21 protein-coding genes are annotated in these 21,742 nt (G+C 60.7%); 8 read left to right on the forward strand and 13 right to left on the reverse strand.

Going from position 1 to position 21,742, the window contains the following annotated elements; all coding sequences use genetic code 11:
• The coding region (locus AMM33_RS19595; protein WP_194945593.1) for a transposase at positions 1-378 on the forward strand (378 nt) is incomplete at its 5' end.
• 167 nt (positions 379-545) lie between these two features.
• Here AMM33_RS19595 and rpoD read toward each other — a convergent pair.
• The 3 genes from rpoD to yjgA all read right to left on the reverse strand — a co-directional run bounded on the left by rpoD (position 546) and on the right by yjgA (position 4,645).
• Positions 546-2,987 (reverse strand): RNA polymerase sigma factor RpoD, encoded by a 2,442-nt coding sequence (gene rpoD / locus AMM33_RS19600; RefSeq protein WP_194945594.1) that lies wholly within the window; start codon positions 2,985-2,987, stop codon positions 546-548.
• A 397-nt stretch (positions 2,988-3,384) separates the two neighbouring features.
• Positions 3,385-3,993: a molybdopterin adenylyltransferase gene (gene mog / locus AMM33_RS19605; RefSeq protein ID WP_090142935.1), complete on the reverse strand. Its 609-nt coding sequence runs from the start codon at positions 3,991-3,993 to the stop codon at positions 3,385-3,387.
• Positions 3,986-4,645 (reverse strand): ribosome biogenesis factor YjgA, encoded by a 660-nt coding sequence (yjgA, locus tag AMM33_RS19610; RefSeq protein WP_090142936.1) that lies wholly within the window; start codon positions 4,643-4,645, stop codon positions 3,986-3,988. The genes mog and yjgA overlap by 8 nt, the downstream gene beginning before the upstream one ends.
• 23 nt (positions 4,646-4,668) lie before the next feature.
• On the opposite strand from yjgA, the gene pmbA reads away from it, so the two are divergent.
• On the forward strand, positions 4,669-6,159 hold the full coding sequence (pmbA, locus tag AMM33_RS19615; protein WP_090142937.1) for a metalloprotease PmbA: 1,491 nt from the start codon (positions 4,669-4,671) through the stop codon (positions 6,157-6,159).
• 13 nt (positions 6,160-6,172) lie between these two features.
• On the forward strand, positions 6,173-7,063 hold the full coding sequence (locus tag AMM33_RS19620; protein WP_090142938.1) for a DMT family transporter: 891 nt from the start codon (positions 6,173-6,175) through the stop codon (positions 7,061-7,063).
• Positions 7,064-7,090: 27 nt separating this feature from the next.
• On the opposite strand, the gene AMM33_RS19625 is transcribed toward AMM33_RS19620, so the two are convergent.
• Genes AMM33_RS19625 through AMM33_RS19645 form a run of 5 tightly spaced genes read right to left on the reverse strand, consistent with a single transcriptional unit; the run spans position 7,091 to position 12,577 of the window.
• Positions 7,091-8,215, reverse strand: coding sequence for a class II histone deacetylase (locus tag AMM33_RS19625; protein ID WP_090142939.1), 1,125 nt, complete (start codon positions 8,213-8,215; stop codon positions 7,091-7,093).
• Positions 8,216-8,221: 6 nt separating this feature from the next.
• Positions 8,222-9,715 (reverse strand): tripartite tricarboxylate transporter permease, encoded by a 1,494-nt coding sequence (locus tag AMM33_RS19630; protein ID WP_090142940.1) that lies wholly within the window; start codon positions 9,713-9,715, stop codon positions 8,222-8,224.
• Between the two features lie 21 nt (positions 9,716-9,736).
• Positions 9,737-10,231 (reverse strand): tripartite tricarboxylate transporter TctB family protein, encoded by a 495-nt coding sequence (locus AMM33_RS19635; RefSeq protein ID WP_090142941.1) that lies wholly within the window; start codon positions 10,229-10,231, stop codon positions 9,737-9,739.
• The gene (locus tag AMM33_RS19640) at positions 10,228-11,184 is read right to left on the reverse strand and encodes a Bug family tripartite tricarboxylate transporter substrate binding protein (RefSeq protein WP_194945595.1); all 957 of its coding nucleotides are present in this window, start codon (positions 11,182-11,184) and stop codon (positions 10,228-10,230) included. Before AMM33_RS19640 ends, AMM33_RS19635 begins: the two co-directional genes overlap by 4 nt.
• A gap of 31 nt (positions 11,185-11,215) precedes the next feature.
• Positions 11,216-12,577, reverse strand: coding sequence for an aminotransferase class III-fold pyridoxal phosphate-dependent enzyme (locus tag AMM33_RS19645; RefSeq protein ID WP_090142972.1), 1,362 nt, complete (start codon positions 12,575-12,577; stop codon positions 11,216-11,218).
• A gap of 80 nt (positions 12,578-12,657) precedes the next feature.
• On the opposite strand from AMM33_RS19645, the gene AMM33_RS19650 reads away from it, so the two are divergent.
• The gene (locus tag AMM33_RS19650) at positions 12,658-13,230 is read left to right on the forward strand and encodes a MarR family winged helix-turn-helix transcriptional regulator (RefSeq protein WP_090142943.1); all 573 of its coding nucleotides are present in this window, start codon (positions 12,658-12,660) and stop codon (positions 13,228-13,230) included.
• Positions 13,231-13,269: 39 nt separating this feature from the next.
• Here the strand turns inward: AMM33_RS19650 and AMM33_RS19655 are convergent, their stop codons facing one another.
• Positions 13,270-13,716 (reverse strand): GatB/YqeY domain-containing protein, encoded by a 447-nt coding sequence (locus AMM33_RS19655; RefSeq protein WP_090142944.1) that lies wholly within the window; start codon positions 13,714-13,716, stop codon positions 13,270-13,272.
• A gap of 109 nt (positions 13,717-13,825) precedes the next feature.
• On the reverse strand, positions 13,826-14,038 hold the full coding sequence (rpsU, locus tag AMM33_RS19660) for a 30S ribosomal protein S21 (RefSeq protein WP_053175654.1): 213 nt from the start codon (positions 14,036-14,038) through the stop codon (positions 13,826-13,828).
• A 299-nt stretch (positions 14,039-14,337) separates the two neighbouring features.
• Here rpsU and AMM33_RS19665 point away from each other — a divergent pair, with 299 nt between their 5' ends.
• Entirely contained in the window at positions 14,338-16,593 is a 2,256-nt protein-coding gene (locus AMM33_RS19665) for a patatin-like phospholipase family protein (protein WP_090142945.1), read from the forward strand.
• Between the two features lie 20 nt (positions 16,594-16,613).
• Positions 16,614-17,969, forward strand: a complete 1,356-nt coding sequence (locus AMM33_RS19670; protein WP_194945596.1) for a mechanosensitive ion channel family protein — start codon at positions 16,614-16,616, stop codon at positions 17,967-17,969.
• Positions 17,970-17,980: 11 nt separating this feature from the next.
• On the opposite strand, the gene AMM33_RS19675 is transcribed toward AMM33_RS19670, so the two are convergent.
• The gene (locus AMM33_RS19675; protein ID WP_090142947.1) at positions 17,981-19,207 is read right to left on the reverse strand and encodes a BaiN/RdsA family NAD(P)/FAD-dependent oxidoreductase; all 1,227 of its coding nucleotides are present in this window, start codon (positions 19,205-19,207) and stop codon (positions 17,981-17,983) included.
• 172 nt (positions 19,208-19,379) lie between these two features.
• Here AMM33_RS19675 and AMM33_RS19680 point away from each other — a divergent pair, with 172 nt between their 5' ends.
• Both AMM33_RS19680 and AMM33_RS19685 read left to right on the forward strand, forming a co-directional pair.
• Positions 19,380-19,625 carry a type II toxin-antitoxin system CcdA family antitoxin gene (locus AMM33_RS19680; protein ID WP_194945597.1) on the forward strand — a complete coding sequence of 82 codons (246 nt, stop codon included), beginning with the start codon at positions 19,380-19,382 and terminating at the stop codon, positions 19,623-19,625.
• 18 nt (positions 19,626-19,643) lie between these two features.
• Entirely contained in the window at positions 19,644-19,973 is a 330-nt protein-coding gene (locus AMM33_RS19685; RefSeq protein WP_090142949.1) for a CcdB family protein, read from the forward strand.
• A gap of 2 nt (positions 19,974-19,975) precedes the next feature.
• Here AMM33_RS19685 and cobA read toward each other — a convergent pair whose 3' ends face one another.
• Positions 19,976-20,755 carry a uroporphyrinogen-III C-methyltransferase gene (gene cobA / locus AMM33_RS19690; RefSeq protein ID WP_090142950.1) on the reverse strand — a complete coding sequence of 260 codons (780 nt, stop codon included), beginning with the start codon at positions 20,753-20,755 and terminating at the stop codon, positions 19,976-19,978.
• Positions 20,752-21,651, reverse strand: a complete 900-nt coding sequence (ybiB, locus tag AMM33_RS19695) for a DNA-binding protein YbiB (protein WP_090142951.1) — start codon at positions 21,649-21,651, stop codon at positions 20,752-20,754. The genes cobA and ybiB overlap by 4 nt, the downstream gene beginning before the upstream one ends.
• Positions 21,652-21,742 lie beyond the last annotated feature (91 nt).

Below are 21,742 nucleotides of genomic sequence, written 5' to 3' on the forward strand. Positions count from 1 at the left end.
CGGCTGAAGATGGCGCTGCGTACGGTTTATGCCAATGCGGCCAGGCACAACAACGCGACACAAGCCAAGTCTGAATTGAAGGCGTGGCTGAGTTGGGCCGCGCGCTGTCGTCTGGCACCCTTTAAGAAGTTGGCCAGCACATTAAAGCAGCGCTTGGACGCAGTGGTGCGGGGCATGCTGGACAACCGCAGCAATGCTTATGTGGAGGCCATGAATGGTTTGCTCCAACAGGCTAAACGCGCCGCGCGTGGCTTCAAAACTGCAAGCAACTTTATCGCCATTGCGTATTTGCGGATGTCCAAGCTCAAGCATCTGCCAAGCAACCCGCTGGAGCGGGCTGTGCCCAAATACAACGTGCTAATCCACCGCTGCCTTTGATGTCAAGTTCCACACTAAACGGCATAGAGCCCTTCCACCCCCAAGTGAGGTGTCGTCTTCACCATTGCCTTGACGACAACAAATCGCAGTCGCGTTGAACGGCGCAAGGAAAAAAGCCTCCCGACTTCGCAGTCGGGAGGCTTTTTGCTTTGTGGGCCGGAGCTGGCTTACATCGTGTCGATGAAACTGCGCAGTTTGTCGCTGCGGCTGGGGTGCTTGAGCTTGCGCAGTGCCTTGGCTTCGATCTGGCGGATGCGCTCGCGCGTCACGTCGAACTGCTTGCCCACTTCTTCCAGGGTGTGGTCGGTGGACATTTCGATGCCAAAACGCATGCGCAGCACTTTGGCTTCGCGGGGGGTCAGGCTGTCCAGGATGTCCTTGACCACGTCGCGCAGACCGGCTTGCAGGGCTGCGTCCATGGGGGCGGTGTGGATGCTGTCTTCGATGAAGTCACCCAGATGGCTGTCGTCGTCGTCGCCGATCGGCGTTTCCATGGAGATTGGCTCTTTGGCGATCTTCATGATCTTGCGGATCTTGTCTTCAGGAATTTCCATCTTCTCGGCCAGGATGGAGGCATCGGGCTCGAAGCCAAATTCCTGCAAGTGCTGGCGCGAGATGCGGTTCATCTTGTTGATGGTCTCGATCATGTGCACCGGGATGCGGATCGTGCGGGCCTGGTCCGCAATCGAGCGGGTGATGGCCTGGCGGATCCACCAAGTGGCGTAGGTCGAGAATTTGTAGCCACGGCGGTATTCGAACTTGTCCACAGCCTTCATCAGACCGATGTTGCCTTCCTGAATCAAATCGAGGAACTGCAGGCCACGGTTGGTGTACTTTTTGGCGATCGAAATCACCAGGCGCAAGTTGGCCTCAATCATCTCTTTCTTGGCATCGCGGCTGGCACGCTCGCCAGCATTCATGCGCTTGTTGATGTCCTTGAGCTCATCCAGCGGCACGACCACCTTCGATTGGAGGTCGATCAGCTTTTGCTGAATGTCTTGCACTGGCGGGATGTTGCGGCCCATGACGGCACTCCAGCTCTTGCCTGCCGCAGCTTGCTTTTCAATCCACTTGAGGTTGAGCAGTTGCGATTCCACGCGTTTGCCATTTTTGTCACGGCCGCTGAAGTCGGCAATGAATTGCTCTTGCGGGTAGCCGCATTTGTCCACAATGATGCGGCGCAACTCCCGCTCTTTCTTGCGCACATCGTCCACCTGGCCGCGCACCATGTCGCACAACTTTTCAATGGTCTTGGCCGTGAAGCGGATGGTCATCAGCTCTTCGGAAAGTGCCGTCTGGACTTTCACGTAGGCGGGCGTGCCCCAGCCTTCCTTGTTGTACACCTTGTGCACTTTTTCGAAGTAATCCGTGATACGGTCAAAGCGTTCCAGGGCCTGATTTTTCAGCTCTTCGAGCTTCTTGGTCAGCGCTTTGGAGCCACCTTTGCCATCGTCATCGTCGGCCTCGTCGAACTCGTCGAAGTCTTCTTCGGCCACGTAGTCATCGGCTTCGTTCAGATTGGCAAAACCGTCCACCACGGTGGAGATGACGACTTTGCCCTCGCGGATTTCACCGGCCATGCGCAGGATTTCAGCGATGGTGGCGGGGGACGCGCTGATCGCGGCCATCATGTCCATCAGGCCGCCTTCGATGCGCTTGGCAATCTCGATTTCGCCTTCGCGGGTCAAGAGTTCCACGGTGCCCATCTCTCGCATATACATGCGCACGGGGTCGGTGGTGCGTCCAAATTCACTGTCCACGGTGGACAGGGCGGCTTCGGCGGCTTCTTCGGCTTCTTCTTCGGTCGAGCCGGTGGGCGCGTTGTCCGTGATGATCATGCTCTCGGCGTCGGGCGTTTGCTCGTACACTGCCACGCCCAGGTCGTTGAGGGTGGCAATCACCACTTCCAGGGTTTCGGCATCGACCAGCTTGTCGGGCAAGTGATCGCTGATTTCGCCGTTGGTGAGGTAGCCGCGCGTCTTGCCCAACTTGATCAGGGCTTTCAGACGGTCACGGCGCTGCTTCATCTCGGCTTCGGTCAGGACGGTTTCGTCCAGGCCGAATTCCTTCATCAAGGCGCGTTCTTTCGCCTTGCTGATTTTCATGCGCAGAGGTTTGACTTTCTCGGCGGTGTCCGAGATGGGTTCGGCTTCGATTTCTTCCTCGATATCGATGATCTCATCGTCGAAGGAAGGCTCAGCGATGCTGCCTTTTTTCTTGGGGCCGCGCTTGGCGCCGGTCACGGCTTTTTTGGCGGCAGGTTTTTTGGCCGCTGGCTCGGTTTCTGCGGCTTTGGCGGCTTTGGTTTTCTTAGTGACCACTTCGGTTTCAGCGGCTTTGGCAGTGGTTTTCTTGTCGGTGACTTCGGATTTTTTGGAGGGCACGGAGGCGGCTTTCTTCTCGGACTTGGCAGGAGTTGCAGGGGCATTCGTCGCCTTGGCCGCTGGGGAGACAGCTTTGGCCCCCGACTGGGTCGGTGCTTTGGCGGTCACTTTGCTGGCAGATGCTTTGGCGCTGGGCGCAGAAGCTTTTTGGGCAGCAGCGGTTTTGGCTACGGTTTTCGATGGGGCAGGGGCCTGGGCAGGCTTCTTCGGCTTTTGAGCGGGCATGGCAACCTCAAGACTTCAAAACAGACAAGGAAACAGACACAGTCAGCGCCTCATACATCCCGGCGCGGGCTTGTTGGGACACAGCTTCAACACCCTATATAGGCGTCAAATCTGCAATGGCAAGATGTTGGGGCGATCATTTGGAGTGCAGTCCTTGCGGGAATGGTGACCGGCCCACATGGGGGCTTCGCGCTGATGGCGGGGGTCTAGCCGGAGGTGCTGCTGTCGCTCTTGCCGAAAAAAACCGCATTATACCGCATCGGAACGTGCGCCAATGCGGTTGAGGGGCTGTATGGGTTTGCATGCACTTGTCGGGGTCTTCGACCACCGTCCTACAAAACCCTACTCGTAGGTCAGTACTTGAAGCGTCGGACGTTGCTCTGATTGCCGTCTGCGGTCAGCGGGCGGGGCGGATCGACGTTTTGGGGCGGAAGGCCTTGCAGACCTCGTCACGGGTTTCCATGTAGGGCCCGCCAATCAAATCCACGCAGTAAGGCACGGCCGCAAAAATGCCGTGCACCACGGCTTTGCCGTCGGCGTCTTTCAGGCCTTCGAGCGTTTCGGCAATCGATTTGGGCTGGCCGGGCAGGTTGATGATCAGGCTTTGGCCCCGAATGACGGCCACCTGCCGCGACAAGATGGCTGTGGGTACAAATTTCAGGCTGATTTGGCGCATTTGCTCGCCAAAACCGGGCATTTCCTTGTCGGCCACGGCAAGTGTGGCCTCGGGGGTCACGTCGCGCAGGGCGGGGCCGGTGCCGCCGGTGGTCAGCACCAGGCTGCAACCGGCATCGACCAACTCGATCAAGGTGGCGCAGATGCGGTCTTTTTCGTCGGGGATCAGGCGCGGCTCGAAAGTGATGGGGTTGTGCAGCGCACGGGTCAGCCAGTCTTGCAGTGCAGGCAGGCCTTTGTCTTCGTAAACGCCCGTGCTGGCACGGTCGCTGATGGACACGATGCCGATCTTGACCGGGTCAAAAGGGATCGTGGCGTTGGGTTCACTCATCTTCGGCTTCCTCGTCGGGGGTCTCATCGCTCTGGCCGCCTGTCAGCACGCTGCGCACCAGCTTGAACAGCTCGCGGTAAGCGCGGCCTTGGCGCGGGGCCAGGCCTTGCGAGACGGCGGCGTTGGTCACGGGCACCGCGTCCTTGCGGGCCTGGCGCACCAGCGCGCGCAGCTGCTGGATGTCGGTTTGTGGGTGGTGTTCGATCCATTCGCCCACAGCGGCATCGTCGGCGATCAGGCGGTCACGCCAGGCTTCGGCCAGGTGCAGGGCTTGGGTGTCTTTGGCGCTGCCCAGGCGCTGGATGTCCAGGGCCTCGCGCACGGCTTGCAGGGTTTCGGGGCTGAGCAGGCGCATTTGCTTGCCGATGAACTGCATTTGGCGGCGCTTGCCTTCGAAGTTGGTGATGCGCTTGGCTTCGGCCAGGCCGTCGACCAGTTTGTCGGGCAGGGCCAGGCCCTCCATCAGGTCGCGGCGCAGGGTGAGCAAGGCAGTGCCGAGTTCTTGCAGTTCGGTGCTTTCGCGCTTGAGTTCGGTGCGGCTGGGGCCATCCAGGCCGCCTTTGAGCTCGCGCTTGTACTCCAGGTCGAGCTCGCTGCCTTCGGCAACAAACTGACCACGGACGAAATAGCCTTTTTTGGGTTTACGGGACATGACTGGGGGGAACTCTTTTTCAGATGCAGCGCTGGGGCTGGGTGGCAAGTATCATAGCGGCCACTGCGGGCCCAGCGCCCGCCATTTTTTTTGAGAACACTTCCGTGAAAAGTTCCGTGAAAAAAAACACCCCCGCCACCGCCTCCCATGCGCATGCGCACGACGGCTTCAGCTACTCGCGTGACCATTTTGAAGAGCTGGTCGACATCGCCTTGCACCACGCCAAAAAGCTGGGCGCCACCAACGCAGGGGCCGAAGCGTCCGAAGGTTGTGGCCTGTCGGTCAGCGTGCGCAAGGGCGAGCTGGAAAACGTGGAGCGCAACCGCGACAAGTCGCTGGGCGTGACGGTGTACGTGGACCACCGCCGGGGCAACGCCAGCACGTCGGACTTTTCCAAGGCAGCGATCGAGCGCACGGTGCAAGCGGCCTATGACATCGCCCGCTTCACCGCCGAAGACCCGACCGCCGGGCTGCCCGACGAAGCCGACATCGAAACGAACCAACGCGATCTGGATTTGTTCCACCCCTGGGCCATCAACAGCGAAGAAGCCGCCAAGCTGGCCTTGCAGTGCGAGGCCGCTGCGCTCAAAACCAGCCGCCGCATCACCAACAGCGACGGCGCGGCCGTGTCGGCGCAGCAAAGCCATTTTTTCAGCGCCCACACACACGGCTTTCGCGGCGGCTATGCCAGCTCGCGCCACAGCATTTCGGTGGCCCCCATTGCCAAGCTGCCAGGCCGCAACGCCGAGATGCAGCGTGACGCCTGGTACACCTCGATGCGCTCGGCCGATGAGATGGCCTCGCCCGAGGCAGTGGGACGTTATGCCGCTGAACGCGCCTTGTCTCGCCTGGGGGCCCGCAAAATCGCCACGACCGAGTGCCCGGTGCTGTTTGAGTCGCCTGTGGCGGCTGGTTTGCTGGGCGGTTTTGTCCAGGCCGTGAGTGGCGGGGCGCTGTACCGCAAGAGCAGCTTTTTGCTCGACTCGCTGGGCAAGAAGGTCTTCCCCAAGCACATCGACATCGAAGAAGACCCGCACCTCTTGCGCGGCAAGGGCAGCTCGCCGTTTGACGACGAGGGTGTGCGCTCGGTGCGCCGCAAGGTGGTCAAAGGCGGGCGCGTGGAGGGCTACTTCCTCTCCAGCTATTCGGCCCGCAAACTGGGCATGAAGACCACCGGCAACTCGGGTGGTTCGCACAACCTGACACTCACTTCACGCTTGACGCAGTCCACCGACGACCTGGACGCCATGCTGCAAAAGCTGGGCACGGGCTTGTTCGTGATCGAGCTGATGGGCCAGGGCGTGAACTACGTGACGGGTGACTATTCACGCGGGGCCAGCGGCTTTTGGGTGGAGAACGGCCAGATCGCCTACCCGGTGCACGAGATCACCATCGCGGGCAACCTCAAGGACATGCTCATGGGCATCGAAGCCGTGGGTGCTGACACCTACAACATGGGGGCCAAAACGACCGGCTCCATTTTGGTCAACCGCATGAAGTTGGCGGGCAGTTAAGGCCGGCTGCGCTGTGCAGGCTGAACTTCTGGCGGCGCTGGCCGCCTTGTCTTGGGCGGTGGTCAGCTTGTTTTCCGCGGCGGCTTCCAGCCAGATGGGTGCCTTTGCCTTCACCCGCTGGCGCTTGTTTTTCGCGCTGACCTTGCTGTGGGCGCTGGCCTTGTTCACTGGGCAATGGCGCAGCCTGGACAGCTCGAATGTGGCCCTGCTGGCCCTGTCGGGCTTCATTGGCATCTTCATCGGCGACACCGCGCTGTTTGCCTGCATGAACCGGCTGGGGCCGCGGCGCAGCGGTGTGCTGTTTGCCACACACGCCATTTTTTCCACCTTGCTCGCTTGGTTGTTCCTGGGCGAAACCCTCTGGGGCTGGACCTTGGTGGGCGGCAGTTTGCTGGTTTCGGGTGTGATGGTGGCGATTGTCTGGGGCCGCCGCGAGAGCGAAACCCATGCTTGGGAAAACACGCGCGGCTCTTTGATGGCGGGCGTTTTGTTGGGCCTGCTGGCCGCCGCCAGCCATTCCGCGGCCACCTTGATGATCAAGCCTTTGATGGTGGCGGGTGTGGACGCTGTGTCAGCGTCTGCCGTTCGCACCTCGGCCAGTTTTCTGGCGCACTTGGCCTTGCTATGGCTGGGCGTCAAAGTGGCTCGCGTGCAAAACCCGTTGAACCTCAAAACCTTGTTCAACACGGCGGCCAGTGCTGTGGTGGCGATGGCTTTGGGCATGACCCTGGTGTCCCAGGCGCTGAAAACCGGGCAGGCCAATCTGGTGGGGATTTTCTCGTCGCTCACCCCGATCTTGCTTTTGCCGCTGCTGTGGGTGGTTTACCGCCGCCACCCGGCCTGGGGGGCCTGGGGTGGGGCGGTGATGGCGGTGGCCGGGGCGGGGCTGATTTTGGTGCAGTGAGGAGGCCGTTGCCTGGCCGCTTTCGCCTCAGGCCCAGTGTTTTTGCCGGATGTCTTCAAAATACCCGGCCAAGGATTGCACCAGGCGGGCCTGTTCGGTTTGCAGTTTCTGCGCAAGCATCTGGTCGTGTTGCCCGGTGAAGGGGCAGACCACTTCGGTCTTTAAGCCGGTCATCTGTTCCAGCACCGACATGCCCCAAAACGGCACCGACACCGGGCAGTAGCCGCCTTCGTGTGTCATGACCACGCGGCCTTGGGCGTGCTTGCGGGCCATGGCCAGCACCGCATCGGTCATCCAGCGAAAGGCCACGCCGTCGAGCATCATGCGGCCCAGGGGGTCAAAACGCCCGGCGTCGTAGCCGCAGGCCACGATGATCAGCTGGGGTTTGTAGGCGTCCAGGGCGGGCAGGATGACTTTCTCAAACGACTCGCGGTAGGCCCCAAAGCCGCAGCCGGGTGGCAGCGGAATGTTGATGTTGTAACCCGCGCCCGCGCCTTGGCCCAGTTCGTCGGCCTCGCCCTTGACGAACAGATAGCCCGCTTGCTGGTGCACCGAAATCGTCAGCACATCGCTGCGTTGCTCAAAACACTTTTGCGTGCCGTTGCCAAAATGCACGTCCCAGTCCACGATGGCCACGCGCTCCAGCCCATGCACCTCGATGGCGTGGGCAGCGGCCAAAGCGGCATTGGCGAACACGCAAAAGCCCATGCCTTGCTCAGGTTCGGCATGGTGGCCAGGTGGGCGTGTCAGCGCATAGGCCATTTGCGCTTGCCCGTGCATGACCGCGTCCACAGCCGTGAGGGCGCAACCGGCCGAGCGGCGGGCAGCCGCCCAGCCGTTGGACGAGATGGGCGCGCCAATGCCGGTGTCGCCCCCACCGGCCAGGGCGATTTGCTCGACCTTGGCCACATAGCTGGCGCTGTGCAGGCGGGTGAGTTCGTGCACCTGCGCGTCGCGTGCTGGGATCACCTTCAGGTCGTGCATCAGGCCCGATTGCTGGATCAGGTTGTGCAGACGCCGCTTGGGGTCAGCGTTTTCGATGTGGCGGTTGTAGGGCTCGACAAAGCCGCCGGGCTTGAGCATCAGGGCGTAGTTGCCCGGGTCGTGCCAAAAACAGATTTCGTCGGTGATGTAAGCGGTGGTGGAGGTCATGGTGTTTCAGGCTTTGCGGCCAAAGACAAGGCGGGAGATCCAGGGCCACAAAAGCACCAGGAGGGTGATCGCCAAAATGCTCAGCGAGATGGGGCGGGTGATGAAAGGCATCAAAGAGCCGTCGCTGCGCCCCAGTGTTTGGCGCAAGGTGGCTTCGAGTGTGTCGCCCATGACCATGCCCAAAATCAGCGGAATGGTGGGAATGTTGGCCCGGGTGCACACCAGTCCAAAGACTCCGAACACGGTGGCGATCAGCACGTAGTACATCGAGTTGGCCGCCGAATAGGCGCCCACAAAGCACAGCGCCAGGATGGCCAGGCCCAGGATGCGCGGGTTCACATAGGCCAGTCGGGCGAGCGGTTTGACGCACAGCACCAACAAGACCAGGATGAGCACGTTGATGACCAGCAAGGACGAGAGCACGCCGTTGATGATTTCCGGGCGGTCCACGAACAGCGAGGGCCCCGGCACGATGCCATGCACGATGAACACGCCCATGATGATGGCGGTGATCGCGTCGCCCGGTATGCCCAGGGTCAGCACGGTGATCATGGCCCCACCCGAGTTGGAGTTGTTGGCGCTTTCGGCCGCGACAATGCCTTCGGGGTTGCCCTCGCCAAAGGGCGTTTTGTCTTTGGCCCCGCGCTGGGCCCAAAAGTAGGCCAAAGAAGTCGACAGGGCTGCACCCACCGCAGGCAAGATGCCGATGGCCGAGCCCAAAAACAGGCCCTTGGCCAAGGTTTTGGGGTACTTGAAGGGTTCCAGAAATGCCCGCCAGGACACGCCCGCGCGGCCAATCAAGGTGTTGTCAAAGTTGGGCACGGGCGAGCTGACCATGACCAGGGCTTGCGCCATGCCGAACAGGCCCACCGCCACGGGCACCAGGGGGATGCCGCTGAGCATGGCGGGCAGGCCCAGGGTGTAGCGCTGCTCGTTGGAGTTGGGGTCGATGCCCACGGTGGCCAGGAAAAAGCCCAGGCACATCATCATCATGGCCGAGGCAAACTGGCGTTTGTAGGCTTTGCCCACGCACACGGCGGCCAGCAAGATCGCCATCACGCTTTCGGGGGCTCCAAATTTGGCGGCAAAACCAGCCAAAGGCCGTGCGGCCAGACCCAGCAGCAGGGCGCTGGCAATGCCCCCGATGAAGGCCGACATGAAGGCCAGCGACAAGGCCCGCTGTGCTTGGCCCTGGCGCGCCATCGGGTAGCCGTCAAACATGGTCATGATGGACGAGGCCTCGCCTGGGGTGCGGATCAGGATGGAGGTCACAGCGCCGCCATAAAAGGCGCCGCAGTACACCCCCAGCAGCAAGGAGATGCCCGCCAAAGGTGCCATGCCATAAGTGAAGGGCAGCAAAACCGCAATGGTCACGCCCGGGCCCACGCCCGGCAAAACGCCCACGGCGATGCCCAGGGCCGAGCCCAGAAGCAAGGACCAGGCGATCTGCCAGGTGGCCAAGGCCGCAAAGCCTTGCGACAGGCTGTCAAAAAATTCCATGTTCAGATCCGTTGAGGGGATTCACAGCCAAATGCCGTGTCCGAAGTGCACCTTGAGCAACTTGGCAAACACCCACCACATGGCCAAGGCCATGGGCAGACTCAAGGCGAAGGTGGTGCGCCAGCCAAATCCGAGCACCCGGCTGCTGCTGAGTAAAAACAGCAGCGTGCTGCTCATGTACCCCAACTGAGGCACGGCCCACATGTACAGGCCAAACAAAACCAGGATCGCCACGGCCAGGCCGATGCGGGCCTGACTGGCGTCCAGTTCGTCCGAGCCTGTTGTGGGTTGGGGCAGGCGGCGGCGAAAGGCTTCCACCACCGCCCCCACGGCCGCCAGCGCCAGCATCAGGGAAGGAAACAAGGCCGATGACTCGAACCACGCGGCGTTTTGGGGAAAGGGCACGATGAGCTGGCGCGTGGCCAATACCATGCTGGCGGTCAGCACCGCCAGCAAGATCAGCAAGGCCCGGTCCCAGGTTGCGCCCTGCGGCGAGGTGCGAGGTGCTGCGCTCACTTTTTGCTGAAGCCCAACTCGGTCATCAGCTCGCCGATCCACTGGCTGTCCGAGGCCACTTGTTTGCTCATTTGTTCAGCCGTCATCGGGAAAGCCGGAATGCCGGCTTTTTTCAGCTGGTCCTGCACGGGCTTGTCCTTGAGCGACTCCATCATCACGGTTGACAGTTTGTTGATGATGTCCTTGGGCACGCCCGCAGGTGCAGCCATGCCGCCCCAAGTGTAGAGGTCACCGTAGCCTTCTTCGGCCGGGGTGGCGGTGTTCGGGAACAGGGGGTTGCGGTGTGGACCCCAGGCCGAGAGGATCTTGACCTGCCCGTTTTTGGCGAAGGGAGCTGCTCCGATCGCGCCGGCTGTCGTCACGTCGGCATCACCCGCCATCAGTTCCTTTTGAGAGGGGTTGGGGAAGGACACGACTTTGTAAGGCCAGCCATCGCGCTTGGCGATCTTGGCCGCAATCAGGGCGGGCACGGCAGCAGGGGCATAACTGCCAATGGTCACGGGTTTGCCACTCTTTTTGGCCCAGGCGGCAAATTCCTTGAGGTTGGTGGCCGGAATGTCGCCACGCGCAGCCAGCACGAAGTCGTTGATCAGCATGCCGCCGACCGACTGGTAGTCGCTGATTTTGTAGGGCGTATTGCCGGCGATGATTTGCGAAATGCCAGGGCCAGGCGTCCAGGTGCCGATGGTGTAGCCATCGGGTTTGGCGCGGGTCATCTCGGCAAAGCCCACCACGCCGCCGCCGCCGGGCTTGTTGATCACCTGCACGGGCACGCCCAGGCGCTTGCTCATGCCTTCGGCCACCAGACGGGTCACCGCATCCATGTCGTTGCCCGGTGGGTAGGGGTAGATGATTTCGATGGGTTTGCTGGGCCACTTGTCTTGTGCCATGGCGGGCAGGGCAGCGGCGGCGGCCAAGGCGGCCAGGGCGATCAAACGGATGCGGTGGTTCATGTGAGTCTCCTGAGGGTGGGGGGAAGTGAAATCAAACTTTTTCGGCGGCCGAGAACGCGATGTGCAAGATGCGCAGGCTCTCGTCCACATCCTGGCGCGTGAAAACCAAGGGCGGCGAAAGGATGAGGCGGTTGCCTTGTACGCGGATGATGGCACCCGCCTGGCGCGCCGTGCCTACCAGCGTCTGGATGTAGGGCGAGGGCGGCAGCAGCATGGCCCGGCTGGCCTTGTCGGTGACCAGTTCCACGGCGGCCATCATGCCTTTGCCGCGCACTTCGCCCACATGGGCGTAGGCCATCAGCTCCTGCAACTTGCCCTGCATGTAGGCCCCTACGCGGCTGGCATTGCCCGGCAGGTCTTCGCTGGCCACGATGTCCAGGTTGGCGTTGGCCGCAGCGCAGGCCAGCGCATGGCCCGAATAGGTGTAGCCGTGCATCAGCGCAGCGGGCACGCCGGGCTGGTTCCAGGCGCTGGCCACGCGTTCATTGATGAGCGTGGCACCCAAAGGCACATAGCCCGAATTGATGCCCTTGGCCATGGCCATGATGTCGGGGGCCACGCCCCAAGCGCGGGCACCGCACATGGCGCCGATGCGGCCAAAGCCGGTCACGATCTCGTCGCTGATCAGCAAGATGCCGTGCTGGTCCAGTAGTTGGCGCAGGCCTGGCCAATAGCTGTCGTGCGGCACGATCACGCCGCCTGCGCCTTGCACCGGCTCGGCCACCAGGGCGGCGATGTTGTGCGGTCCGACTTGCTCGATCAGCTGGGCCAGCTGGTCCAGGCACAGCTGCGCGAGCCTGGCCGGGTCGGTTTCGTTCCAGGGGTTGCGGTAGATGTAGGGCGTTTCGGCCAGGTGGCAGCCGGGCAGGAGCGGTTCGTAGGCGCTGCGGAACATCGGGTTGCCGTTGATGGATGCGCCACCAAAATGCACCCCGTGGTAGCCCCATTTGAGCGAAATGAACTGGTGACGATCGGGCTGGCCATTGAGCTTCCAGTATTGACGTGCCAGTTTGAGGGCGGTTTCCACCGCGTCCGAGCCGCCGGATGAAAAGAACACTTTGTTCATTTTTTCCGGGGCGAACATGCGCATCAGGCGAGCCGACAGCTCGATGGCGGGCGGGTTGGAGGTGTTCTGGAAGGTGGAGTAGTAAGCCAGTTTGTCCAGCTGCGCCTTGATGGCATTGATGACCTCGGGTCGGTTGTGCCCGATGTTGACGTTCCACAAAGAGGCGACGGTGTCCAGGTAGCGCTTGCCGTCGATGTCGTAGACGTGCACCCCTTCGCCGCGGTCAATGATCAAGGGCGGCGCAGCTTGCACCGCCTTGGGGTCGATCATGGGGTGGTACATGTGTTGCGCGTTGGCGCTGCGGATGTCGATGCTGTTGGGATTCATGCCCCAAGCATAGGCAGCAAGGGGGTAATGGAAAAAATCCATTATCCTCAGGTCTTTCCCGTAGACAGGCTGTTGCAAACATGGGTTTTCCCAAAGCATCCTTGGCGGTCCCCGACCCGCTGCCTCATTTTGAAAACCCGCAGTCGATCTTCGATTTGCTCAATTTTCAGCTGCACGAGTTCCTGGGCATCAGCGGTTCGTTGGTGACCCGCATCTGCGAAAACGAGTACGGCATCACCCGCGAGGAGTGGCAGTTTGCGGCCATGCTGGCCGAACTCGGGGGCATGTCGCCCTCGGACCTGGCGGCCCGCACCACGGTGGACCGATCGCAAGCCTCCAAAACCCTGCGAGGCCTGATGACCAAGGGTTTGGTGGATCGGCAGCCCGTGCCTGGCGATGGCCGCAAGGCGAGGGTTCAACTGACGGAGTCCGGCATGCAGCTGTACTGGCAAATCTTCCCCCGCGTGGTTCAGGTGCACAACGAGGTCATGCAAGACTTCAACACCGATGAACGCGAGGCCCTGGCCCGGGCCATGCACATCCTGCGTGTGCGCGCCTTGGCCGTGGCGCAAAGGCACAAGCCTGAAGGTGCATCGGGAAGGCGACAGGGCGGCAGCCGGGCGATCTGGAAGAAATCGCCGAGCCCGCTTTGACGCGCTAGTTTGATGCCTTTGCTGCCGTGACCACTAAACTCAACCCGCCAGCGCCGCTTTCACCGCTGCCGACACCTGGCCCATGTCCGCCTTGCCAGCCAACTGGGCTTTGACCGCGCCCATGACTTTGCCCATGTCGCCGGGGCCTTTGGCTCCAAGTTCGGCCACGATGGCCTGCACGGCAGCTGTGACTTCTTCGGCCGACATGCGCTCAGGCAAATAGGCCAGCAACACCGCCATTTCGGCTTTTTCCTTGTCGGCCAGGTCCTGGCGGGCGGCTTGCTCAAAGGCGGCGATCGAATCCTTGCGTTGTTTGATCAGCTTGTCCACGATGGCCACCACGGCCACGTCGTCGAGCTCGATGCGCTCGTCCACTTCCTTTTGCTTCATCGCCGACAGCAGCAAGCGGATGGTGCCCAGGCGCTCGCTGTCTTTGGCGCGCATCGCGGATTTCATGTCTTCGGTGATCTGGTCTTTCAGGCTCATGGTGGGGCTCCTGGATGTTAAAAAGTGGGGGTGCAGAAACAACAAAGCCCGCCTGAGCGTCCTCCAGCGGGCTTGTGCGCAGGCCTGTTGCAGGCCATGCAAGAAGTGATCAGTACAGCTTCTTGGGCAGTTGCATGCTGCGAACGCGCTTGTAATGGCGCTTCACGGCTGCAGCTTTTTTGCGCTTGCGCTCAGTGGTGGGCTTTTCGTAGAACTCGCGGGCACGCAAGTCTGTCAGCAGACCGAGTTTTTCGATGGTGCGCTTGAAGCGACGCAGGGCGACGTCAAACGGCTCGTTTTCTTTCACGCGGATGGTGGTCATTGAATCAAATTTCCAAAATGTGTGCCGGTCGCTGCAGCAAGGAAGATCGAGCCTTGCTACCCGATACCAGCGGTTCCCCGTCACGAACTAGTATTTGGCAGACGGGGGTTTGCCAGCAAAGCCTGCGATTATAGCCCCATCCGGAATGCACACAGGCTGTTGCGTCAGGTTGTGATCGGGGCTTGCTGAAATCGGCTCACAGCTTGTCACGAATGAATAAGGGTGTTCTTGGGTTTCATCTGTGAAAATCAATAAAATGAAGCATAAATGAATAAATTTAAACCTGTGGGTATTGCGCAATGAGCTTTCATAAATGGCTGTTAACAGGGCTGATGTGCCTGGCGGGTGGTTTGAGCTGGGGGCAAGGGACTGCGCCCGCACTTGCTCCTGGCAAGCCGCCTTCCGTGGTGGTGGTGCTAGCCGGTGGCGGTGCCAAAGGCTTTGCCCACTTGGCCGTGCTGCGCCAATTGGAGCGGGACCACATTCCGATTGCCCGCATCGTGGGCACCAGCATGGGGGCTGTCATTGGCGGTTTGTACGCCAGCGGTTTGTCCACAGACGACATCGAGCACGTGATCGGGGGGCTGGACCCGGCCAAGGTGGCGCTGGATCAACTCAACCGGCTGGAGCTGCCTTCGCGCTCCCGTGCCTACCAGCAAAAGTATCCGGTGGAACTGGAATTCGGGGTCAAGGGCGGGGCCTTGAGTTTTGCACGGGGTGTCAGTGATGGGCAGCGCTTTTTGGCTTTGCTGCAGGAATTGACCGCGCATGTGCCGCCGCAGGTGAATTTCAATGATCTGAAAATTCCTTTTCGGGCCGTGGCCACACGTTACCGGGATGGCGAGATGAAGGTCTTTGACCGTGGGGCCTTGCACCTGGCCATTCGTGCCAGCATGGCGGCCCCGGCGGTGTTTGCCCCGGTGGAGGTGGATGGCGAGACTTATGTCGACGGTGGCTTGGTGGCCAACTTGCCCATCGAGGTGGCCTTGCAGGAGGGCGCGGATGTGATCGTTGCCTCGTTTTTGGCCGGTGGAACAGATGACGGCCGTGCAGAACAAGCCAATCATGCACTGGTGGTGGCCAATCGGATGATCGACATCTTGATTCGCCAAAACGAAAAAAGGAACCTGTCCTTGCTGCGTGCTCAGGACGTGCTGGTCAAGCCCCAATTGCAGGACATTGGGTTTGCAGATTTCAACCGCGCTGCCGAGATCGTGCAGCGCGGCCAAGTGGCCGTATCGGATGTGGCGGATCGCTGGGTGGCTTTGAAAGTGCATTTCGCGCAGACCCCGGACAAGCCTGTCGCACATCGTTTGTCGTTCAATCAGCGTGAAAAGCGCATTGTGGCCATTGAAGCCAAAGGCCAAAAGGATGTGCCAGAGGCTTACATCCGTTCGATGTTGTCGCCCATGCTGGATCAGGAGTTTTCCTCCGTTGAGATCGAGCGCTACATTGATGAGCTCTACACCAGCGGTTTTTTTGACCTGGTCAGCTATAGCCTTCAGCAACAGCAAGGCGAGCAATACAAGCTGATCGTGCAGGTGCGGGAAAAGCCCTACAGCCCGCATTTCATGAAAACCACCTTGGGGTTTTCCACAGAAGCCAGTGGGGTCACTCAGTTTTCGACCGGCTTGGGTTATCGTCGACCGTGGTTGACCGAGTCGGGTCTGGAGTTTGCGCTGGATGCGCGGCTGGGCACGCAGACGGAACTGGCCGCGCGTTTTTACCAGCCCTTGTCCCGGCGCTGGAGTGTGGAAACCGGTGTGTCTTTGGACCGTAACCACCTGCCCATTTACCGCACGGCCATCGACCGCGATGATCTGAGTACGCAAAAACTGGCCTATTTCAACCAAACGGTGCAAACCTGGGACACGCAACTGGTTTATGACTTGGAGCGCAAAGCCTATATCAAACTGGGTTTGACTTCAGGTTTCATTCGCCGCAGCTTTGACACTGAAAATGAATTGTTAACGTCGCAAGGTGGCGGCGGCAGTGATTTTCGGTACCAAGCCATCAAAACCCAACTTCACATTGACCAGTTGGATTCGCTGAGCTTCCCGACCAAGGGCTATTACTTGAATGCCAGTGTCGAGCAGGGCTTGTCGGGTAACCCTTATGGGACAGGGCGCCTGAGCGCCAAAGTGGCTTACGGTTTTGGCCCGCACATCTTCAACCTTGGGATGAATCTGGCTCAGGAAAAACTGACCCGGGATTGTCAAAAATGCTCATCTCCTACGCTGCTGTTTTTGGGGGGGTTTCAGCTCATGGGGGCTTACCGCATGGGGCAGTTGGCAGGCACTCAGCTGGCCCATGTGCAAGGCACCTACATGTACCGATTGACCGAAGGTGGCTTGCTCAAGCAAAGAACTTATGTGGGCACCGTGCTGGAGGCCGGCGATGCTTGGCTGCAGGGTGATGCGTTTCGCACCCGCTACAGCGCAACCGCTTTTGTGGCGGTGGACAGCAAGATTGGAGACATTTATCTGGGTGCCGCCAGAGGCTCTGGCAATGTTTACAACATGTTTATTCAGCTGGGCAGGCGCTTCAGTTTTTGAGGCACATGGGGAGTCAGCGCATGGCCATGAATTTCATGAAGATCGATCAGGTGGTGATGAGTGGGGATGGGTTTTTCCAATCCATGGCCTATCACGCCTACCAAAGTTTGCCCTTGGGCAGTTTTTCGCTGCAATGTTTGCTGTGCGTGCTCAGCATTGCGACCGGTTATGCCGTGCGGCCTTGGGTGCTGGTCCGTTTGACGGTGCGTGGCCCTTGGTCTGTTTATGGGTATCACGCTGTGCAAGTCATGGGACCTGCGGTGGTGGCCGTGTGGTGCCTGTCCAGCCTTTTTGGGGCTGCCTGGCTGTATGGCTTGAATGCCCATGAGCTGATGGTTTTGTGGAAAGTCCTGTCGTTGACTTTATGGGTGCTGGTCATCCGCAGCGCGGGCTGGTTTTTCCGCTATGTTTTGCACCCGCACGAAGTCTTGCGCATTTTTTTGCACCTGATCGAGTGGGCCGCAGTGGTCGTGGCTGTCTTGACTTTTTTCGGCCTTTTCCAGCCCTTGATCAGCCATATTCAGGCCATCGAATTTTCCATTGGCGAGCAGGTGTTCAAAGGGGCCAACATCGTCACTGGCGTGCTCATGGGGGTGGTGGCGCTCACGGTGGCAGGGCAAATTGCAGACGTGGTGGACCGCTTGCTGCAGCGCTATGCGCGCCAGGAAACCATTCAGGGCAACGACGCCCTGATCCTGACGCGCCTGTTCAGCATGGGCATATTTGTGTTCACCTTGGTGGGCGTGCTGGTCAGCTCGGGCATTGATCTAACCACCTTGGCCGCTTTTGCCGGTGCCATGGGCATTGGCCTGGGCTTTGGTTTGCAGGAGTTCGTGGTCAACTATGTCAGCGGTTTATATGTGCTGCTGGAGCGGGCGCTCAAGGTGGGCGATTACGTGACCATCGACAAGATCACTGGGCGTGTGGTGCAAATGAGCAGCCGCGCCCTGGTGGTGCGCGATGCGGTCGGCACCGAAAGCCTGATTCCCAACAGCAGCGTGATCAAGGGTGTGCTGCAAAACCACACCCTGAGCAATGACGATTTCCGGGTGTCTTTTTTGTTGAAAATCGCCGATGTGGCCGATTATCCCCGGGCGCGTGAATTGATTTTGCAATCGCTCAAAAACGCGCCGCGCGTGCTGCCCGATCCCGCTGGGGATGTGCTCATCGCTTCAGTGGCTGCTGGCGAGGTGACGCTGGAGACCAGCTTCTGGATCAACGACCTGCACAACGGCCACAAGGGCCTGATTTCCGATTTGATGTTTGACATTTGCATGCGTTTTCGCAGCGAAGGCGTGCTGCTGGCTTCGGAAGGGGTCGAGCCCCTTGCAGCCACCAAACCCCACACCAGCAAGACCGCTGCCGTGTTGAGCTGAGCGGTGGTTTGTCAGGCCGAGTGCTTTTCTGCCAAAGCCTGCGCACAAGCGTGGGCGCTGGCCCAGGCCCACTGGAAGTTGTAGCCGCCCAGCCAGCCGGTCACGTCGATCACCTCGCCAATGAAGTACAGCCCGGGCTGTTTGGACTCCATGGTTTGCGAAGACACATCGCGCGTGTCCACCCCGCCCAGCGTGACCTCGGCTTTTTTGTAACCCTCGCTGCCCGTGGGTGTGAGTGACCATCTCGACAGGGCTTCGGCCAGTTGAGTGAGCGCCTTGTCGGGCACATCCGGGCAGGGGCGCTGCAAGGCGGGGTTTTGGTCCACCCAGGCCTCGGCCAAGCGGTTGGGTACCAGCATGGCCAGCTCATTGCCCAGCAGTTTTTTTGAGCGCAGCTTGGCCTCTAGCAGACGCTCGGGCAGGTTCACCTCGGGGGCCAGGTTCAGGCGAATGGGTGTGCCTTCTTGCCAGTAGCTTGAAATTTGCAGCACGCCCGGCCCCGACAATCCCCGGTGTGTGAACAGCAGGTCTTCGTCAAAGTGCATGCGACCTTTTTTCTCGCCCGTCTCGATGCCCACGGGTAAAGCGAGCCCAGCCAGCTGCGCATAAGGCGCCCAGGCTTCGCCGTCAAAGGTCAGGGGCACCAGGCCAGGGCGGCGCTCGACCAGACGCAAACCAAACTGGCTGGCAATGCGGTAGCCCCAGTCGCTGGCCCCGATTTTGGGGATGGACAGGCCGCCTGTGGCCACCACCAGTGTGGTGGTTTGCACGGGGCCATCGCTCGTGCCCAGGGTGTAGTGGGTGTTGTCTTCTGTGGGCGCTTGGACAGACTTCACACTGCACCCGGTGCGGATTTCTACGCCGCCTGCCTGGCATTCAGCCAACAGCATGCGGATGATGTCTTCGGCCGAGTGGTCGCAAAACAGCTGGCCCTTGTGCTTTTCATGAAACGCGATGCCGTGCTTTTGCACCAAATCGATGAAGTCTTGTGGGGTGTAACGCGACAGGGCCGAGCGGCAAAAGTGCGGGTTTTGGCTGATGAAGTGCTTTTGCGGGGCCGTTGCGTCAAGCAGCCGGTTGGTGAAGTTGCAGCGCCCACCGCCAGAGATGCGGATTTTTTCGGCGATTTTGTCGCTGTGGTCGATGACCAGCACCTTCAAGCCGCGCTGGCCCGCCACGCCTGAGCAAAACAAACCGGCAGCCCCGGCACCCACGATCACCACATCCCATTGATTCATGGCAGGGAGTTTAAGGGTTGGGTGAGGCTGCAGTTGGTTCGCTTGCACGGCAAGACCCCAGCCATACGGACCGCGCTAGGTGCTCCAAAGCAGTGCAGGGTTGGAGTCTGCTCAGCTGACAATTTGGGGTGTTTTTCATGCGCATAGAATGCGCATGAAAGGAGTGTCTGTCATGCCAGATCGCGAAACCTCAGTCAAGAAGCCCGTCAATCTCTCACTCAGTGAAGCCCTGGTGCAAGAGTCTCGCGCTTATTGCGGCAACCTGTCGGCCAAGGTCGAAGAGATGCTGCAAGACTATGTGATCACGCAGCGGCAAGCACGCCAAAATCACCGCCAGCAAGCGCAGCAGGCGGTGGCCGACTGGAATACGCTTCACGACGCATCGGGCTCCTACGCCGATGGCCACTCCACGCTTTGACGCGCACGGCCAAGGCACATGCCGCAATTTGACGTTCATCTGAACCCCGGCCCGATGCGGGCCACTGTGCCCATGGTCGTGGTGGTTCAGTCTTCCTTGTTTGAGGGTTACCGCCGCCGTGTCGTCGTCCCACTGGTACTGCGTTCGGCATTGCCTGCGGGCACCCAACTGGCAGGCACGCGCATGAACCCGGTGTTCAAGATCAAGGGCCAGGCCTTGGTCTTGCACCCGCTGGACATGGTGTCTGTTGCCAGCGATCAGCTGGGGCCATGCGTAGGCAGTCTGGCCGATCAGGGTCAGGCGATTGCCGATGCACTGGATGAGCTGCTCACGCGCAGCTGGGGCTGAATTCAGGCCAGTTTTTGTGCAGCATGTGGCTGCGCGGCCCATGCCCGCGCACCTTGCACCACGTCGCCCACCACGATGATGCTGGGGCTTTGCAGGCCTTCGCGGGCCATGGTGTCAGCCAACGCGTCCAGCGTGGTCAGTGCTTCACGCTGCTCGGGCAGGCTGGCGTGCTGCACGATGGCCACGGGCGTGTGTGCGGGCAGGCCCTTCAGCAAGCCGCTGCGGATCTGCGCCAGGCTGCTCACGCCCATGTAGATCACCAGCGTCAATTTGGCCTGGTGCGCAGTGTTGGCCAGCAGTGCCCAGTCGGGGCCAGCGTCGCCGGGTTTGGCGTGGCCCGTCACAAACACCACGCCGTGTGCATGTTCGCGGTGGGTCAGCGGGGCGCCTAGGCTGCTCATACCGGCCAACCCTGAGGTGATGCCGTTGACCACCTGCACATCAATGCCCGCTTCGCGCAGGTGTTCGACTTCTTCGCCGCCCCGGCCAAAGATGAAGGGGTCGCCGCCCTTGAGGCGCACCACATGTTCGCCTTCGTGCACGGCAGTGATCATCAGCTTGTCGATGAAGGCCTGCGGCGTGCTCTTGCAGCCGCCGCGCTTGCCCACATGCACAATGCGTGCGCTGGGCGAGGCATGTGCCAGAACTGCGTCATTGACCAGATCGTCCACCAGCAGCACGGTGGCGCTGGCGATGGCTTTGACGGCTTTGAGGGTTAGCAGATCGGGGTCACCGGGGCCAGCGCCGACAAGTGTGCAACGTCCTTGGATGGGGGTGTTCATGTTCTCACCTCGCGCAGGATGTGTTGGACTTGCAGTGCAATGGCCTCGGGCACCTGCAACAGGCCTTGCAGCACATGTTCGGTGTAGACAGCGGTGGCTGCTGCGTCAACCGTGGGCAGTTCGGGTACTTGCACCAGTGAGCCTTCTTTCTGGTCTTGCACGCGCCGTGTCTGGCCGTCTTTGAAAACGTCCATCGCTGGGGTGCGCCGGGCATCGGCCACGCTTTCGCCTTCGGTGCCGCGCAGCAGCAGGGCGTTCTGGCCTGTCAACGCAAAGGTGGCTGACATAGACTGCAAATATTCGGGGTGGGTGTAGCTGCTCACCACCAGGGCAGGACCCTCACAAGGGTTCATGAGCTTGACCAAGCTGTGCCCAGGGTTGCGCAGGCCCACCGCCCGGCGCACGGCCAGCAGGCGTTCCAGCCCGTCGTGCAGCACGCCCGTGGGCACAAACGCTACTTCACCGGCTTTGACCTGAGTCGAGGCACCGGACGCTGAAATACCCCGCTCGGCCAAGACCGCTTGACTGCTGACCCGCTTGTCTTCGGTGACCGTGCCGTGCACCACCACCGCCACGCCTTCACGCGCCAGCAGCAGGGCCAGCAAGGGCGTGAGCACCGGCAGTTTGCGGGCGCCGTTGTAGCTGGGCAGCACCACGGTGGGCGCTTGCCCTGTAGCCACCTTGCTCAGACGGGCATGCGTGGCGTCCAGGAAACCCGCCATCTCTTCGGGCGTCTCACCCTTGATGCGCATGGCGATGCAAAAAGCGCCCAACTCCAGGTCACTCACTTGCTGGTCAAGAATCTGGCCCATCAGGTCAGCGGCTTGTGTGCGACCGAGTGCACGCGCGCCGTCTTTGCCGCGTCCGATGTCCTTGATGTAGTGGCTGATGCTCATGGTGAAAAGATGAGGTCCAGTGTTGAGTAAAGCTTTTGCTGTGTCTCAGGCCATTTATTTGAGAGGGTGTGCACTTGTCCTGCAAGCCATG

Source organism: Limnohabitans sp. DM1 (assembly GCF_001269385.1).
Classification (GTDB): Bacteria; Pseudomonadota; Gammaproteobacteria; order Burkholderiales; family Burkholderiaceae_C; genus Limnohabitans_A.